We start from the raw sequence: 16,041 nt of genomic DNA, 5'->3' as shown, positions 1-16,041 counted from the left end.
CCGGGCATCACAAGACCGGCCGCCGGAAATCGGTTCAAGGGTCAAGGGTCATATGAAAACACTGAGCGGAGCCCATAACGGGTGGGCCCCGGATGCCGACACGTCCGACCGGGGCATCTGGAAGAACACCATCGCGGCGGCCAGCCACGCGCTGGAAACCGTCGCGCTGATCGAGCACGGCGTCGGCATGACGCTGCGGCTGCAGCGCAAGGTGCGCGAACTGCGCGAACGCCTGCGCACCACCCAGGCCGAACTCGACCGCTACCGCGCACTGCATGCCCATGCGCTCGAAGCGCTGCGCACCGCCGGGCCGGCCGCCGCGGACGACGCCGGCAAGCTGCGCGCCGACGGCGAAGCCCTGCGCATGCGCCATCGCGCCTACAAGCTGCTGATCGAACACTACGCCCGCACCGGCTCGCCGATCGACCTCGCCGTCTTCGCCGCGCAGCGCCGCCAGGTGCTGCAGCACATCCTGTTCCAGCAGCGCCGGGGCGTGCCGGCAACGCAGATCAGCGTCGACGACATCGCCTTCCTGCTGCGGTAAGCGCCGCACCTGCTTTGCCCGGCGAGGCAAAATAAAGGCCGCCCTCGGAGGATTCCCATCAGGCATGCGGAATCCTCCGATATACTGTATATGCATACAGTCATCGAGGCGCCCTACCCCCACCACGGCAGGACAGAGGCGTCGCCAATCCCAGCCCGCCGCCAATGCCATCCGCCATCCGCCGCATCGCCCACCTTGACATGGACGCGTTCTACGCTTCCGTCGAACTCCTGCGATACCCGGAGTTGCGCGGCAAGGCCGTGGTGATCGGCGGCGGGCGCAACGCCACGCCCGAAACGCTGCCGGACGGCACCCGGCGCTTCGCCCGCCTGCGCGACTACGCCGGGCGCGGCGTGGTCACCACCTCCACCTACGAGGCACGCGCGCTCGGCGTGTTCTCGGCCATGGGCATGATGAAGGCCGCCCAGCTCGCGCCGGACGCCATCCTGCTGCCCACCGACTTCGACTCCTACCGGCACTACTCCCGCCTGTTCAAGGCCGCCGTCCACGCCTTCACCGACCAGATCGAAGACCGCGGCATCGACGAAATCTACATCGACCTCAGCGACGTGCCCGGCGAGCCGGCCGAACTCGGCATGCGCATCAAGCAGGCGGTGCGCGAAGCCACCCGGCTGAGCTGCTCCATCTGCATCGCCCCCAACAAGCTGCTCGCCAAGATCGGCTCCGAACTCGACAAGCCCGACGGCCTTACCCTGCTCACCGCCGCGGACATCCCCCTGCGCATCTGGCCCCTGCCCGTGCGCAAGGTCAACGGCATCGGCCCCAAGGCCACCGAGAAACTCGCCGGCCTGGGCATCGCCACCGTCGGCGACCTCGCCCACGCCGACCTTGGCCTGCTGCAAAGCCATTTCGGCCGCAGCTACTCGGCCTGGCTCGCGGAAATCGCCCAGGGCCGCGACGAGCGCAGCGTCGTGGTCAGCTCGGAACCCAAGTCCATGAGCCGCGAAACCACCTTCGAGCGCGATCTCCACCCGCGCCAGGACCGCCAGGCCCTCTCCGGGATCTTCACCGGCCTGTGCCAGCGCCTGGCCGAAGACCTGCGCCGCAAGGGCTACGTCGGCCGCACGGTCGGTGTCAAGCTGCGCTACGACGACTTCCAGACCGTCACGCGCGACCTCAGCCTGCCCGAGCCCACGGCCGACGCCGTGCTGCTGCGGCGGGCCGCCACGGAATGCGTGAAGCGGGTCGCGCTGGACCGCAGGATCCGGCTGCTGGGAGTGCGCGTCAGTGCGTTGACGGTGGCGGCGGAGAACGATCTGGCGCCGTTGCCGGTACAGGGGGAATTGCCGTTCGACGAAACCGGCTGACCGGGCGCCCGGCGGGCAAATTCCGGACTGTCCGGACTAGTACGCAATATCGAGAGAATTCCGTATTGCGCTTAGGAAAATTCGCCGCCATTGCCTCGCTGTGTTGATGGATTCTAGTAAGCCGGCCCGCAACCGGCGCATTTCATCCATCGATTCAGAGAGACGCCATGTCGGAAGCCAGACCGCCGGAAAGCACGCTTGCCCTGCCACCCCCTGCCGTCGCCCTGTGGCAATGGCTGCGCCGGCACTGGAAGCGGATGGCGATCTTCGCGCCGGCCGTGGCTTTCCTCCTGTTCTCGACCCTGTACCTGGCCAGCGCGAGCTACAAGAGCGACGGCTTTCTCCGGGCGAGCCGGAAGCTGGCGGAGTACAACGCCCAGCGCGCCGCGTTCGCCGACAAGAGCGCCCTGCAGCGCTTTCTCCTCAACGAGAAACTGGAAGCCGACGCCAACGGCCGGTATCTGACCCACTCCCTGCAGGAAAATTTCCTGCGCAAGCACGTCACGCCCGTGCTGCCCTACTCCAAGGCGGAGCTCGGCTACCTCAACAACACCAAGACGCCGCTCGACCCCGACATCCTCGGCTTCAACATCTCCTTTGCCGCCGCCTCGCCCGCCGACGCGACGGCCAGGGTGGAAATCCTCGGCGACTTCCTCAAGGACACGATGCTGCGCCAGGAACTGACCGAAATCGTCCACACCAAGGCCGCGGAATTCAAGGCCAGGAAGCAGCAGATCGACAACCGGATCATTGCGAAACGGCTCGAGCTCCGCCAGGAAACCGAGCGGCTGAAGTCCCTCAAGGTCATCGCCGGCCGATATCCCGGCGCCGCCCGGCTGGAATCCAGGCAACTGCTCTCATCCGATGCCGCCAGTTCGAAATACCTGTCGCCGGTAGCGCAGCTGATCGGCGCGGAATCCGCCATCACCGACCTGCGCACGCAGCTCACCTCGCTCGAGCGGGACGCAGCCCAGAACGCGCTGCGCGAAACCTTCTTCGCGCGCGCGGAAGCCCTGGGCACGCCGCCCAGGTCCGGCAAGGCGATGCTGGCCGGCTACCTGGCGCTGCAAAAAGACGTGTTCGACGGCGCCGACCTGAAGGACGACGACATCCGCGAAGTCTTCAACGACGTCGGCCTGATAGCCGAAGAGCTCCGGACCCGGCACCTCGTCAACGCGCATTTCGCCTCCGGGCCAACCCTGCCCGACCGGCGCGCCGGCCCGGGCATGCTCGTGATGGCGGTGTTTTCGCTGCTCAGCGGCGGCACGATCGTCGCGATGGTGCTGTTCGGGCTGGATTTTGTCAGGCGGGCGAATGCCGGAACGCCACTCCGGCACGAGCCGGCAGGGCTGCCGGAGGCCGCGCGAATGCACTGAGAAAACACGCCTGCGCACATCTGCGCATGGCTGCACGATCTGACGCCGCGCAGTCGCCGTGGACGCAGTCACCGCGTGTCCGACCTCGATCAATATCGGCAGTTAGTAACCGGCCCGGTATTGATGCAACGTATCTGATTGCCGGTTTGCGGTGTCAGCGGCGCGGCTTGCGGCGCCACGTATTGCGGCATCTGAAGCCACGCATTCTGCTGTTGCTGCAGTTGCTGGTTTTGCTGCTGCAATTGCGCATTGAACTGCTGCATTTGCTGGGCAGTCATCTGCTGGTTGAACTGATACATCTGCAACTGCTGATCGGTCATGGCATCCCTGTATCCGGTGGCCTGACCGTCCGAGTTAAAGCACATTATCCGGCTTGGCGAAAGGACCCTGTATCGCTCGCACACGGAATCGCCCGCCATGTAATACCTTCCGTTCACGAAATTCGGCGCCGCCGAGCTCGCGCAGCCGGCGACGGTAACCGCCAGGAAAAGCGCTGTGATTTTTTTCATGAGTTGTTCTTGAGCCGGTCTTGCGACGCATGTTCGTCAGCATCGTCCAAGATGCGCTCGCGATTTTCGCAATCGTTGGCGAGTCACGCAAGCCGTGCTTCCGTCCCCGAACCAAATCCTGGGCGGATGCCGGGTGATCGGGGGGAAAGGATTGGACGGTGCGGAAAGACGCCGGCCACCGTGGGTGGCGCTAAGCCTTTGAATTTCCAGAATTTCCACGGCAATGGAAAGGCCTTGGAAATGGTGCGAGGGAGGGGACTCGAACCCCTACACCATTGCTGGCGTCAGGACCTAAACCTGGTGCGTCTACCAATTTCGCCACCCTCGCAGTCCCTGCGGGCGCATCCCTGGCGGGAGGCCGCTGTGCTCGCTGGCGTGCAGGCGGGCCGGACAGTGTGTAGTCACATAAGCAAAGAGAAGCAAAAAGCAAAACAGGCGGCTTGGACTGCCCGCCTGGCTTGTGTTTCCTGTGCTGCCGGCGCACTTTGCGCATGCAGCGCAACGAGGCAGCGGATTCTAGCGCAAAGCGCGCGGGGAATCCAGTCCTCCCCGCCGCCGCCCGGCGCGGGCGCGCCGGGCGCCGGTTTCAGCGCTTGACCTTGATGCAGGCCAGCACCAGGACGGTGGCGCAGGCCTCCAGCGCGGCGACGAAGTACAGGCCGGATGAGAGCTGGCCGGTGCTGGTCTTGAACCAGCCGATCATGTACGGGGCGACGAAGCCGGCCAGGTTGCCGATGGAATTGATCAGGGCGATGCCGCCGGCGGCCGCGGTGCCGGCCAGGAAGGCCGACGGCAGCGACCAGAACACCGGGAAGGCGGCGAGGATGCCGACCGAGGCGATGGTCAGCGCGACCAGCGCAAGCACGGCGCTATGCAGCCACATGCCGGTGAGCACGAGGCCCGCGGCGGCCATCAGCGTCGCCAGGGCACAGTGCAGGCGGCGTTCGCCGGTGCGGTCGGAATGGATGCCGTTCCAGACCATGGCGATGGTGCCGGCGATGAACGGGATGGCGGAAACCAGGCCGATCTGCAGGTTGCCCTGCACGCCGAGCTCCTTGATGATCGACGGCGACCAGAAGGCGATGGTGGCGTTGCCGCTGACCACGCAGAAGTAGATCGCGGCGCAGATCCAGACGCGGGCGTTGGCGAAGGCATCGCGCAGCGACGAGTGCTTGGCGGGGTCGCGGCTCTCGGCTTCGATCTCGCGGGTGACGAGGTCGCGCTCGCCCGCGGTCAGCCAGCCGGCGCTGGCCGGCTTCTCGGGCAGGAACATGAGCACGGCGATGCCGGCGAGCACCGACGGGATGCCTTCGATGACGAACAGCCATTGCCAGTTGGCGAGGCCCTCGACGCCTTCCATGCGGCTCATGATGAAGCCGGCCAGCGGGCCGCCGATCACGCCGGCGATGGCGAACGAGGTCATGAACAGGCCGTTGATGCGGGCGCGGCGGTGGGCGGGGAACCAGTAGGTGAGATAGAGCACCACGCCCGGGAAGAAGCCGGCTTCGAAGATGCCGAGCAGGAAGCGCAGCGCGTAGAACTGCATGGGGGTCTTGACGAAGATCATCGCCATCGACGCCAGGCCCCACAGGATGGTGATGCGCGCGAGCGTGCGGCGCGCGCCGATCTTTTCCAGCAGCAGGTTGCTCGGCACTTCGAACAGGAAGTAGCCGACGAAGAAGATGCCGGCGCCGAAACCGTACACGGCTTCGCTGAATTGCAGGTCCTGCAGCATCTGCAGCTTGGCGAAACCGACGTTGACGCGGTCGATCCAGGCCAGCACGAACAGGAAGACGAGGAAGGGAATCAGCCGCACCGCGATCTTGCGGTAGGCATGGTCGCGCTCGGCGGCGCTGGGCGCGGCGTGCCGTATGGTGTCGGGGGTGTCGGGGGCGCCGGTCATCACGGTAGTCATCGGTACAACTCCTTGGATATGGATGGCGGGGCCGCGCTGCATCGGCGCGGCCCTCGGTTCGTTCCTGGCTGGCTGGATTGCTGACTGGGGCTGGGTTGCCGGGTTGCCGAATCAGCGGAGCGCGGCTTCGATGGCGCCGGCCACCTGCAGCACGCGCGCGTCGTGGCCGCCGAGCCCGCACACGCCCAGGCCGATGCCCTGCGCCGCCGGCAGCGGCAGCGAGACGGCGCAACCGTCGAGGAAGTTGACCACGCTGGGATTGCGCAGCACCAGGCCGTTGGTGGCGAAGAAGGCTTCGTCGCTGTCCAGCGCGTCCAGCCGCGGCGGGCGCACCGCCACGGTGGGCATCAGCCAGGCGTCGGCCTCGCGCAGCAGTCCGGCGGCCCGCGCCTGCATGGCGCGGCGCGCGGCCAGCAGGTCGAGGTAGTCGGCGGCGCCGAGCTTTTCGCCGCGGCGGATGCGCATGGCCACGCGCGGATCGTAGTCGCCACCGCGCTCGCCCAGCAGTTGCTTGTGCCAGTGCCAGGCTTCGGCCGCGGTCAGGCCGCCGCCTGCGTTGATCTCCGGCAGGCGCCTGAGGTCGGGGAAATCGAACGGCACAATGCGCGCCCCCAGGCGCGACAGCGTTTCCAGCGTGGCTTCGAACGCCTGCGCGACTTCCGCCTCGAGGCCGTCGCAGACGAAGTCGCGCGTGACCAGCAGGCGCAGCCCGGCCAGCGGCGCGGGATGGCTGTCGAGCGTCTGGCCGCTGAGGATGGCGTCGAGCGCGGCGCAGCAGGCCACCGAGCGGGCCAGCGGGCCGGCCGAGTCGAGCGAGGTGGACAGCGGCACGCCGCCGTCCAGCGGCACGCGGCGCGCGCTGGGCTTGAAGCCGGTCAGGCCGCAGAACGCGCTCGGGATGCGGATGGAGCCGCCGGTGTCGGTGCCGAGCGCGGCCACCGCCATGCCCTGCGCCACGCTGACCGCGCCGCCCGAGGTGGAGCCGCCGGCGATGCGGGCGTCGTCGAACGGCGTGCGCGGGGTGCCGTAGTGCGGGTTCAGGCCGAGCCCCGAGAACGCGAACTCGCTCATATTGGTACGCCCGACCAGCACCGCGCCGGCGGCGCGCAGGCGCGCCACGGCCACCGCGTCGGCGCTGGCGGGCGCGCCGGCCAGCGCCTTCGATCCGGCCCGCGTCACCTGCCCCTTGACGTCGAACAGGTCCTTGATGGAGACCGGCAGCCCCGCCAGCGGCGATGCCGCCAGCCCGGCGGCGCGCGCCTGGTCGGCCGCGCGCGCGGCGGCCAGCGCGCCCGCCGCGTCCACTTCCAGGAACGCGGTGCCGCCCTGGCTGCGATGGTCTTCGATGCGCGCCAGCGCCTGTTCGGTCAGCGCCACGCTGGTGGTGCGCCCGGCGGCCAGGTCGGCGGCGAGCGCGGCGATGGTCGGGTGCGCGCCGCTCATGGCGCCACCGCCAGGCAGGCCACGCGATAGGCATGGCGCAGGGTGCGCTGGCGCACCGGGTCGTGCAGCTCCACCTCGAAGGCCTCGCCGCTGCCGAGCTCGCCGATCACCGCCTGGGTGCCGCAGAACATGGCGGTGCCGGGCGGCAGCGCGTCTGCGCCGGTCAGGCGCCGGATCAGGTCGCGCGGGTCGAGCAGGCGCGTCACCAGGCCCTCCTGGTACAGCGCGCGCTGGCCGTCGCGGGTGCGCCAGCAGCGCATCTGCAACTGGTCCCAGTGGTCCGCCACGTCGGCGAAGCGCCACAGCCCGGTGCCGAGCGGCTTGGCGCACATCTGCTTGGAGACGGTGACGTCGTAGGCCTCGACCTTGCGGTCGGTATGGTCGGAACCGACGCCGATGTAGAGATCGTCACGGCCGGCCAGCAGCACGAACTCGATCTCGCCCGAGGAATCCGCGCGCGGCACTTCCAGCAGCGTGTCGGTGGTCAGCAGCGAGGCCGCCAGCGGATAGAAGCAGGGCACGGTCGAGGGCGGCTTGACGCCGATCTCCTCGAGCTCGCGGATGTGATGATTGACGGCGTCGGCGTCGCGGCCGGTCCAGCCGGCGATGATGAGGCGCTGGATGTCGAGGGCGAGCGCGCCCTCGCCGGCGACCTGGAATTGCAGTGTCGGCATGTCGTACTACCTGTTACCTGTGGCGGAAGAAAACTGTCGGTGGTTCAGATGGTCCGGATGATGTTCTTCCGGAATTCGTCGATGTGTTCGCGGATGGCCTCGCGCACGGCCGGGATGTCGCGCCGCTCGAGCGCGTCGATGATCTCCAGGTGCTCCTGGTAGACGTTCTCCAGGTGCTGCGGGTCGGACAGCGAGAGGAACCAGAAGCGCGCCTGCTTCTCGTGCAGGTTGCGCAGCAGGTCGGCCAGCACGCGGTTGCGCGACGCGGCCGACATGGCGGTATGGAACTTGAGGTCCAGCGAAGCCAGCCCGGCGACGTCGCGCCGCGCCAGCAGGTCCGGCGTGCGGCCGACGATCTCGCGCATGGCCATGAAATCGCTCTCGTGGCCGCGCTCGGCGGCAAGCGTGGCGCACAGGACCTCGTTGGTGGCGCGCACTTCGATCATGTCGAGCACTTCGTTGAGCGACAGCGGCGTCACCAGCACGCCCTTGCGCGGCATGATCGACACCAGCCCTTCCACTTCCAGCCGGTGCAGCGCCTGGTGGACCGGGGTGCGGCCCAGCCCGAGCAGGCCGGCGACCTGGGCCTCGTTGAGCGGCTCGCCCGGGCGGAACTCGCAGGCGATGATGCGGCGCTTGATCTCGGCGTAGGCCTGTTCGCGCAGGGCGGCGCCGGTGGCGGCGCGGCCCGGGCCGCCGCTTGCTGCGGCGGCCTCGCCTGCACTGCCGACTAGCCGGATCGGATTGGCCATGATGCGTTCCGTGGGTCTTGAAGTTGTTGTGATACTAGACTGATATTTCACTGAGCGTCAACACGACGAGGATTGGGGTAAACGCTAGGTCCCCCAGCGTGCCTGGCGACAGGCCGCGGAAAACGGGCCGGCACGGACGGCCCCGCCGGCCGCCGCGAATTTACCGGAAAGGCTTGCTGCACAAGGCTTTCCGGCCAACTGCCGCACCCGGTCCCGGTCCCTGCGCAACACCATGCTTTCGCCCCCTATTCCCAAAAGAACGCGGCCCTCTTATCATGGGCGCATCATTAATGAATCGATAATCGATTCAGTCGTATATTGGTGCAATATGCATTCATCGTGGTGCAAGGTATCCCAGCGATGGTGCCGGACACCGGACGACCGAACCGAGGGAACAGGCGGAAACATGACCGGGCAGGACATCGAATACCAGGACGGCGGCATGCCGGCGGAGACGGCGGAGATAGCGGAAAGCGGCGAGGACACCACCCGCGCCGACCCGCTGTTCAACCAGTCGCTCGAAAAGGGCCTGGACGTCCTGCGCGCCTTCAGCGCCGCCCACCGCACGCTCACGCTGGCGGAGCTCGCCGGGCTTACCGGCATGACCAAGAGTTCGGCGCAGCGCACCGTGCACACGCTGGAAAAGCTCGGCTACGTGGCCAAGCACCCGCAGACGCGGCGCTTCCGCCTGACGCCCAAGGTGATGGAAATCGGCTACAACTACCTGTCCGCCGACGCCCTGATCCAGGCCGCCAGCCCTTACCTGTCGCAGCTTGCCAATGCCAGCGGCGAGACCGCCAACCTGACCGAGCCGGTCGGCCTGGACATGGTCTACGTGGCGCAGCTGATGACGTCGAAGTACATCCCGGTCCTGACCCCGGTGGGCATGCGCATCCCCATGTATTGCACCAGCAGCGGCCGCGCCTACCTCAGCACGCTGCCGGACGAACAGGTGATGGCCATGCTGGAGCGCTCGGCGCGCGTGGCCCGCACGCCGGCCACGCTGACCGACGTGGCGGCGATCTTCGAAACCGTGGCGGCCTGCCGCAAGGTGGGTTATGCCTGCAACAACGAGGAGCTGTTCCTCGGCGACATGGGCATCGGCGCGGCCATCGTCAACAGCCAGGGCCAGCCGGTGGGCGCCGTGCATGTGTCGCCGCCGGCCAGCCGCTGGAGCATGGCCGAGGCGCAGAAGAAGCTGGCGCCGATGGTGATCGAGTGCGCGCGGGCGATTTCCCGCTCCATCGCGCACTGAGAGGGCGAGGACCGAGGGGAAAGCCCGATTACCGCGCGTGCTCCAGCATGGCTTGCAGCAGCACGTTGGCGCCGGCCTCGATATGCTCGGGCAGCGCGTCTTCCAGCTCGTTGTGGCTGATGCCGTCCTTGCAGGGCACGAAGATCATGCCGGTGGGCGCGCGCTGGGCCACGTAGACCGCGTCGTGGCCGGCGCCGCTGACCACGTCCATGTGCGGCAGCCCCAGCGCCGCGGCGGCGCGCCGCACGCTGTCCACGCAGGCGGGCGCGAACTCGCAGGGCTCGAACTTCACCACCTGGCGGATCTCCACCGCGACGCCGCCGTGCTGCGCGATCTGCGCGAAAGCCGCGCGCATGGCCGCATCCATGCGGTCCAGCCCCGGCTGCGAGAGGTTGCGGAAGTCCACCGAGAAGTCCACCCGGCCCGGGATCACATTGCGGGAATTGGGCGTCACCTGCACGTAGCCGACCGTGCCGCGGCCATGCGGGGCCTCGCCCACGGCGATGCGGTTGACCTCCTCGATCATGCGCGCGGCCGCCAGCATGGCGTCGTGGCGCAGCGCCAGCGGCGTGGGGCCGGCATGGGCATCCTGCCCGGTCACGGTCACGTCGTACCACTGCTGGCCGAGCGCGCCCGAGACCACGCCGATCGGCAGCCCGGCGGCTTCCAGCACCGGCCCCTGCTCGATGTGCGCCTCGAAATAGGCCGCGAACATGCCGCCCGGCACCTCGCCCGCGGCGTGCTCGCCACGGTAGCCGATCTGCTCGAGCGCCTCGCCCACGCTGATGCCGTCCAGGTCGCGCTGGGCGCGCACGAACTCCGCCCCGAACACGCCCGCGAAGGCGCCCGAGCCCATCATCACCGGCGTGAAGCGGGTGCCCTCCTCGTTGGTCCAGAAGGCCAGCTCCAGCGGCGCGCGCGTGACGATGCCGAGGTCGTTGAGCGTGCGCATGACCTCCAGGCCCGCCAGCACGCCGAAGTTGCCGTCGAACTTGCCGCCCGAGGGCTGGGTGTCGATATGGCTGCCGGTGGCCACGGCGGGCGCGTCCGGATCGCTGCCGGCGCGCCGCGCGAACACGTTGCCCACTTCGTCGGTGCGCACCGCCAGCCCCGCCTCGCGGCACCAGCCCGTGACCAGGTCGCGGCCCTGCTTGTCCAGTTCGGTCAGGGCGATGCGGCACACGCCGCCCTTCGGCGTCGCGCCGATCTGTGCGAGTTCCATCAGCGACTGCCACAGGCGGTCTGCGTTGATGCGGGGAAGGTGTTGCTGGTCCATGTCGGAAAGCCGGTTGGTTGGGAAACGGAAGGACAAGCCAGCAAAAAGCAGGCCATGCGCGGGGCGCGCGGCCGGCTGGCCGGGTACTGGCACATGACTTGCTTGGAGAAATCCGTCGTCTCCCCTTCCCCCACCCAGGAGTCCTGCCCGTGACCGTTTTTTCTTCCCTCGCCGCCGGAAGCACGAAACCCAGCCTGAAAACCGTCGCCACGACCACCGCGCTCGCCGCGCTCGCCTCGCTGTCCCTGCTCGCGCTGCCCGGCGTGGCCCACGCCGAGAAGGTGCTGCGCATCGGCATGACCGCCGCCGACATCCCGCGCACGCTGGGCCAGCCCGACCAGGGCTTCGAAGGCAACCGCTTCACCGGCATCCCGATGTATGACGGCCTGACCCAGTGGGACCTCTCCAAGGCCAATGGTCCGAGCCTGCTGATCGCCGACCTGGCCACGGAATGGAAGGTGGACGCCAAGGACAAGACCAAGTGGGTCTTCAAGCTGCGTCCCGGCGTCAAGTTCCACGACGGCTCCGCGTTCAACGCCGACGCCGTGGTGTGGAACGTGAACAAGGTGCTCGACAAGACCGCCAGGCAGTTCGACCCCAGCCAGGTCGGCGTGACCGCCTCGCGCATGCCGACGCTGCGCTCGGCCAGGAAGATCGACGACCTCACGGTGGAACTGGTCACCTCCGAGCCCGATTCCTTCCTGCCCTACAACCTCAGCAACCTGTTCATGGCCTCGCCCGCGCAGTGGGAGAAGAAGCTGGCCGCGGTGCCGGCCTCGGTGACCGATCCGGCCGAGCGCAGCAAGCAGGCCTGGGTGGCCTTCGCCGCCGACGCCTCGGGCACCGGCCCGTTCAAGATGAGCCGCTTCGTGCCGCGCGAGCGCCTGGAAGTGGTGAAGAACCCGGCGTACTGGGACGCCAAGCGCGTGCCCAAGATCGACAAGGTGGTGATGCTGCCGATGCCGGAAGCCAACGCGCGCACCGCCGCGCTGCTGTCCGGCCAGGTGGACTGGATCGAGGCGCCGGCGCCCGACGCCGTGGCGCAGATCAAGAGCCGCGGCTTCGAGGTCTACGCCAATGCGCAGCCGCACATGTGGCCGTGGCAGCTGTCGTTCGCGCCGGGATCGCCCTGGCTCGACAAGCGCGTGCGCGAAGCGGCCAACCTGTGCGTCAACCGCTCCGGCCTGAAGACGCTGCTGGGCGGCTACATGGCCGAGGCCAAGGGCATCGTCGAGCCCGGCAACCCGTGGTGGGGCAATCCCAAGTTCGACATCAAGTACGATCCCAGCGCCGCGCGCAAGCTGATGACCGAGGCCGGCTACTCGGCCGCCAAGCCGGTCAAGGTCAAGGTGCAGGTGTCGGCCTCGGGCTCCGGCCAGATGCAGCCGCTGCCGATGAACGAGTACGTGCAGCAGAACCTGAAGGAGTGCTTCTTCGACGTGGACTTCGACGTGGTCGAGTGGAACACGCTGTTTACCAACTGGCGCATCGGCGCCAAGGACCCCAGCGCGCACGGCGCCAACGCCATCAACGTCAGCTTCGCGGCGATGGACCCGTTCTTCGCCATGGTCCGCTTCGTCAGCACCAAGACGCAGCCGCCGGTCTCCAACAACTGGGGCTACTTCGGCAACCCCGAGTTCGACAAGCTGATCGAGACCGCGCGCACCTCCTTCGACGACAAGGCGCGCGACGCGGCGCTGGCCAAGCTGCATGCGCGCATCGTGGAAGAGTCGCCGTTCGTGCTGATCGCGCATGACGTCGGCCCGCGCGCCATCTCGAAGAAGGTCAAGGGCGTGGTGCAGCCGCAGAGCTGGTTCATCGACATGGCCACCATGTCGATGGACTGAGCGGCATTGACGGCGCAGGCGCACGGACAGATGCGCCGCGCCGCTCAGGCCGCCCCTGGCTGTCTCCCCTCCCGCACGCGAGAAGGGAGACAGCCGGCGCAATTGCCGCAATTGCCGCAGTTGCATTGCCTTGCCCCACCCATTCGTTTTCTCTAGCCGGCCAAGCCCATGACTTACCTGCTCCGCCGCATCGTCTACGCGATCCCCATCCTGCTCGGGGTTTCCCTGCTGTGCTTCTCCCTGGTCCACATCGCGCCGGGCGACCCGCTGGTATCGGTGCTGCCGCCCGACGCTTCCGAAGAACTGCGCCGCCAGCTCACCGCGCTGTACGGCTTCGACAAGCCCTTCCTCGAGCAATTCGTGCACTGGCTCACCCGTGCGCTGCACGGCGACCTGGGCACCTCCATCGCCACCAACCGGCCGGTCATGAGCGAAGTGATGACGGCGGTGGTCAACTCGGTGCGCCTGGCCGCGGTGGCCACGCTGATCGGCTTCACCTTCGGCTGCCTGTTCGGTTTCGTGGCGGGCTACTTCCGCGATTCCGCCGCCGACCGCACCGCCTCCTTCCTGTCGGTGTTCGGCGTCAGCATGCCGCACTACTGGCTGGGCATGGTGCTGGTGATCGTGTTCTCGGTCTTCCTCGGCTGGCTGCCCGCCACCGGCGCCGGCCCCGGCGGCTCGGGCGACTGGCAGTGGGACTGGGAGCATATCCAGTACATGGTGCTGCCCGCGGTCACGATGTCGGTAATCCCGATGGGCATCGTCGCGCGCACCATCCGCGCGCTGGTCGCGGAGATCCTCTCCAACGAGTTCATCGTCGGCCTCAAGGCGCGCGGGCTGTCCGAGTTCGCCGTGTTCCGCCACGTGCTGAAGAACGTGGCGCCGACCGCGCTGTCGGTGATGGGCCTGCAGCTCGGCTACCTGCTGGGCGGCTCGATCCTGATCGAGACCGTGTTCTCCTGGCCCGGCACCGGTTTCCTGCTCAACTCGGCGATCTTCCAGCGCGACTTCCCGCTGCTGCAGGGGACCATCCTCGTGCTGGCCGTGTTCTTCGTGCTGCTCAACCTGCTGGTGGACGCGCTGCAGACGCTGTTCGATCCCCGCATCCAGCGCAACTGACCGGGAGCCCCACATGGAAATGACCCTGAAAAAGCCTGCCGTCGCCCCCCTGGTGGAACGCTCGCCCGGCTACTGGACCACGGTCGGCCGGCGCCTGCTGCGCAACAAGCTGGCCATGCTGGCCGCGCTGATCCTGCTGGCGCTGGTGCTGATGGCGCTGTTCGCGCCGGCGCTGATGCCGGCCGATCCCTACGCCGCCTCCATCCTCAAGCGCCTCAAGCCGTTCGGCACCGAGCACTACCCGCTCGGCACCGACGAGCTCGGGCGCGACATGCTCTCGCGCCTGATGCTGGGCGCGCGCCTGTCGCTGTTCATGGGCATCACGCCGGTGCTGATCGCCTTCGTGATCGGCAGCGCGCTGGGCATCGTGGCGGGCTACGCGGGCGGCTGGACCAACACCATCATCATGCGCCTGATCGACATCCTCTACGCCTTCCCGTCGGTGCTGCTGGCCATCGCGCTGTCGGGCACGCTGGGCGCGGGCGTGGGCAACGCGCTGCTGTCGCTCACCATCGTGTTCGTGCCGCAGATCGTGCGCGTGGCCGAGAGCGTGACCACCCAGGTGCGCAACCGCGAATTCGTCGACGCCGCGCGCGCCTCGGGCGCCTCGTCGCTGACCATCGTGCGCGCGCACGTGCTCAACAACGTGCTGGGCCCGATCTTCGTCTATGCCACCAGCCTGATCTCGGTGTCGATGATCCTGGCCTCCGGGCTGTCCTTCCTCGGCCTCGGCGTCAAGCCGCCCGAGCCGGAATGGGGCCTGATGCTCAACACGCTGCGCACCGCCATCTACACGCAGCCGTGGGTGGCCGCGCTGCCCGGCGCCATGATCTTCCTGACCTCGATCTCCTTCAACCTGCTCGCCGACGGCATCCGCTCGGCGATGGAAATCAAGGACTGACGCCATGACCGATACCACATTGCCGGAAGCCCTGCGCAACACCGATGTCGGCGGCCCGGCCCAGCCGCTGGTGATTGCCCGCGACCTGGTCAAGCACTTTCCGCTCAAGTCGAAGATCCCCGGGCGCCGCGCCGGCGTGGTGCGCGCCGTCGACGGCGTCGGCTTCGAAGTCCGCAAGGGCGAGACGCTCGGCGTGGTGGGCGAATCGGGCTGCGGCAAGTCCACCACGGCGCGCCTGCTGATGCAGCTCATCGAGCAGGACAGCGGCGAGCTGATCTTCGACGCCCAGGGCGTGGGCTCGGCGCAGCTGCCGATGAAGCGCTTCCGCAGCCAGGTGCAGATGGTGTTCCAGGACAGCTATTCCTCGCTCAACCCGCGCCTGACCATCGAGGAATCGATCGCCTTCACCGCGCGCGTGCACGGCATCGGCGCGGCCGAGGCCAGCGCGCGCGCGCGCGCCCTGCTCGACCGCGTGGGCCTGGAGCCGGCGCGCTTCGCCGGGCGCTACCCGCACGAGCTGTCGGGCGGCCAGCGCCAGCGCGTCAACATCGCGCGCGCGCTGGTGCTGCGCCCGCGCCTGGTGATCCTGGACGAAGCGGTGTCCGCGCTCGACAAATCGGTCGAGGCCCAGGTGCTGAACCTGCTGCTGGAACTCAAGGCCGAATTCGACCTGACCTACGTCTTCATCAGCCACGACCTCAACGTGATCCGCTACCTGTGCGACCGCGTGATGGTGATGTACCTGGGCAAGGTGGTGGAAGTCGGCGACACCGAGACGCTCTACGCCAATCCGTCCCACCCGTACACGCGCGCGCTGCTGGCCTCGATGCCGGCCACCGACCCGGACCACCGCACCCTGGTCGCGCCGCTGGCCGGCGACCCGCCCAACCCGATCAACCCGCCGTCCGGCTGCAGTTTCCACCCGCGCTGCGCCATGGCCGAAGCGGTATGCGCGCGCCGCGCGCCGGTGCTGACGGACGCGCTGGCCGGCCACCCCGTGGCCTGCCTGATGGCCAATGCGGACAGCGGCCACAGCCGCCAGCTGGCCGCGAAGATCTGAGCGAGGCTTACCGTGACCCCACAAGACAACAGCACCGAACAG

General features: G+C 68.2%; 14 protein-coding genes and 1 tRNA gene. 8 read left to right on the top strand and 7 right to left on the bottom strand.

Annotated features, from left to right (window positions below; translation table 11 throughout):
- Positions 1–52: 52 nt before the first annotated feature.
- From ACKI2N_RS09155 to ACKI2N_RS09145, 3 genes are all read left to right on the top strand, one after another.
- Positions 53–544, top strand: a complete 492-nt coding sequence (locus tag ACKI2N_RS09155; protein WP_420993899.1) for a hypothetical protein — start codon at positions 53–55, stop codon at positions 542–544.
- Between the two features lie 164 nt (positions 545–708).
- The gene (dinB, locus tag ACKI2N_RS09150; protein ID WP_420993898.1) at positions 709–1,872 is read left to right on the top strand and encodes a DNA polymerase IV; all 1,164 of its coding nucleotides are present in this window, start codon (positions 709–711) and stop codon (positions 1,870–1,872) included.
- Between the two features lie 257 nt (positions 1,873–2,129).
- Positions 2,130–3,248 (top strand): hypothetical protein, encoded by a 1,119-nt coding sequence (locus tag ACKI2N_RS09145; protein WP_426990778.1) that lies wholly within the window; start codon positions 2,130–2,132, stop codon positions 3,246–3,248.
- An 89-nt stretch (positions 3,249–3,337) separates the two neighbouring features.
- Here the strand turns inward: ACKI2N_RS09145 and ACKI2N_RS09140 are convergent, their stop codons facing one another.
- The 6 genes from ACKI2N_RS09140 to ACKI2N_RS09115 form a co-directional block, all read right to left on the bottom strand.
- On the bottom strand, positions 3,338–3,757 hold the full coding sequence (locus ACKI2N_RS09140) for a hypothetical protein (RefSeq protein ID WP_420993896.1): 420 nt from the start codon (positions 3,755–3,757) through the stop codon (positions 3,338–3,340).
- A 241-nt stretch (positions 3,758–3,998) separates the two neighbouring features.
- Positions 3,999–4,085, bottom strand: a tRNA-Leu gene (locus ACKI2N_RS09135).
- A 258-nt stretch (positions 4,086–4,343) separates the two neighbouring features.
- The gene (locus ACKI2N_RS09130) at positions 4,344–5,672 is read right to left on the bottom strand and encodes an MFS transporter (protein ID WP_420993895.1); all 1,329 of its coding nucleotides are present in this window, start codon (positions 5,670–5,672) and stop codon (positions 4,344–4,346) included.
- Positions 5,673–5,783: 111 nt separating this feature from the next.
- The gene (locus tag ACKI2N_RS09125) at positions 5,784–7,115 is read right to left on the bottom strand and encodes an amidase (RefSeq protein WP_420993894.1); all 1,332 of its coding nucleotides are present in this window, start codon (positions 7,113–7,115) and stop codon (positions 5,784–5,786) included.
- The gene (locus tag ACKI2N_RS09120; protein ID WP_420993893.1) at positions 7,112–7,789 is read right to left on the bottom strand and encodes a DUF2848 domain-containing protein; all 678 of its coding nucleotides are present in this window, start codon (positions 7,787–7,789) and stop codon (positions 7,112–7,114) included. Before ACKI2N_RS09120 ends, ACKI2N_RS09125 begins: the two co-directional genes overlap by 4 nt.
- Positions 7,790–7,833: 44 nt before the next feature.
- Complete coding sequence (locus ACKI2N_RS09115) at positions 7,834–8,541, bottom strand: GntR family transcriptional regulator (RefSeq protein ID WP_420993892.1); 708 nt, start codon at positions 8,539–8,541, stop codon at positions 7,834–7,836.
- Between the two features lie 442 nt (positions 8,542–8,983).
- Here ACKI2N_RS09115 and ACKI2N_RS09110 point away from each other — a divergent pair, with 442 nt between their 5' ends.
- Positions 8,984–9,796, top strand: coding sequence for an IclR family transcriptional regulator (locus tag ACKI2N_RS09110; protein ID WP_420993925.1), 813 nt, complete (start codon positions 8,984–8,986; stop codon positions 9,794–9,796).
- A gap of 28 nt (positions 9,797–9,824) precedes the next feature.
- Here the strand turns inward: ACKI2N_RS09110 and ACKI2N_RS09105 are convergent, their stop codons facing one another.
- Positions 9,825–11,072 carry a Zn-dependent hydrolase gene (locus ACKI2N_RS09105; RefSeq protein WP_420993891.1) on the bottom strand — a complete coding sequence of 416 codons (1,248 nt, stop codon included), beginning with the start codon at positions 11,070–11,072 and terminating at the stop codon, positions 9,825–9,827.
- Positions 11,073–11,266: 194 nt separating this feature from the next.
- Between ACKI2N_RS09105 and ACKI2N_RS09100 the strand changes: the two genes are divergently transcribed.
- From ACKI2N_RS09100 to ACKI2N_RS09085, 4 genes are all read left to right on the top strand, one after another.
- Positions 11,267–12,919, top strand: a complete 1,653-nt coding sequence (locus tag ACKI2N_RS09100) for an ABC transporter substrate-binding protein (RefSeq protein WP_420993924.1) — start codon at positions 11,267–11,269, stop codon at positions 12,917–12,919.
- Positions 12,920–13,087: 168 nt separating this feature from the next.
- Entirely contained in the window at positions 13,088–14,038 is a 951-nt protein-coding gene (locus tag ACKI2N_RS09095) for an ABC transporter permease (protein ID WP_420993890.1), read from the top strand.
- Positions 14,039–14,051: 13 nt separating this feature from the next.
- Positions 14,052–14,939, top strand: coding sequence for an ABC transporter permease (locus ACKI2N_RS09090; RefSeq protein WP_420993889.1), 888 nt, complete (start codon positions 14,052–14,054; stop codon positions 14,937–14,939).
- A 4-nt stretch (positions 14,940–14,943) separates the two neighbouring features.
- Positions 14,944–15,999 carry an ABC transporter ATP-binding protein gene (locus tag ACKI2N_RS09085; protein WP_420993888.1) on the top strand — a complete coding sequence of 352 codons (1,056 nt, stop codon included), beginning with the start codon at positions 14,944–14,946 and terminating at the stop codon, positions 15,997–15,999.
- Positions 16,000–16,041: the final 42 nt, after the last annotated feature.

This window comes from Cupriavidus sp. 30B13, assembly GCF_049059565.2.
GTDB lineage: Bacteria > Pseudomonadota > Gammaproteobacteria > Burkholderiales > Burkholderiaceae > Cupriavidus.
This window is presented reverse-complemented; position numbering and strand designations above follow the sequence as displayed.

Coding starts and splice junctions, on each gene's coding strand:
- ACKI2N_RS09140 (WP_420993896.1), bottom strand. CDS start 3,757: ATGAAAAAAATCACAGCGCTTTTCCTGGCGGTTACCGTCGCCGGCTGC.
- ACKI2N_RS09110 (WP_420993925.1), top strand. CDS start 8,984: ATGCCGGCGGAGACGGCGGAGATAGCGGAAAGCGGCGAGGACACCACC.
- ACKI2N_RS09125 (WP_420993894.1), bottom strand. CDS start 7,115: ATGAGCGGCGCGCACCCGACCATCGCCGCGCTCGCCGCCGACCTGGCC.
- ACKI2N_RS09120 (WP_420993893.1), bottom strand. CDS start 7,789: ATGCCGACACTGCAATTCCAGGTCGCCGGCGAGGGCGCGCTCGCCCTC.
- ACKI2N_RS09105 (WP_420993891.1), bottom strand. CDS start 11,072: ATGGACCAGCAACACCTTCCCCGCATCAACGCAGACCGCCTGTGGCAG.
- dinB (WP_420993898.1), top strand. CDS start 709: ATGCCATCCGCCATCCGCCGCATCGCCCACCTTGACATGGACGCGTTC.
- ACKI2N_RS09085 (WP_420993888.1), top strand. CDS start 14,944: ATGACCGATACCACATTGCCGGAAGCCCTGCGCAACACCGATGTCGGC.
- ACKI2N_RS09155 (WP_420993899.1), top strand. CDS start 53: ATGAAAACACTGAGCGGAGCCCATAACGGGTGGGCCCCGGATGCCGAC.
- ACKI2N_RS09145 (WP_426990778.1), top strand. CDS start 2,130: ATGGCGATCTTCGCGCCGGCCGTGGCTTTCCTCCTGTTCTCGACCCTG.
- ACKI2N_RS09130 (WP_420993895.1), bottom strand. CDS start 5,672: ATGACTACCGTGATGACCGGCGCCCCCGACACCCCCGACACCATACGG.
- ACKI2N_RS09090 (WP_420993889.1), top strand. CDS start 14,052: ATGGAAATGACCCTGAAAAAGCCTGCCGTCGCCCCCCTGGTGGAACGC.
- ACKI2N_RS09115 (WP_420993892.1), bottom strand. CDS start 8,541: ATGGCCAATCCGATCCGGCTAGTCGGCAGTGCAGGCGAGGCCGCCGCA.
- ACKI2N_RS09095 (WP_420993890.1), top strand. CDS start 13,088: ATGACTTACCTGCTCCGCCGCATCGTCTACGCGATCCCCATCCTGCTC.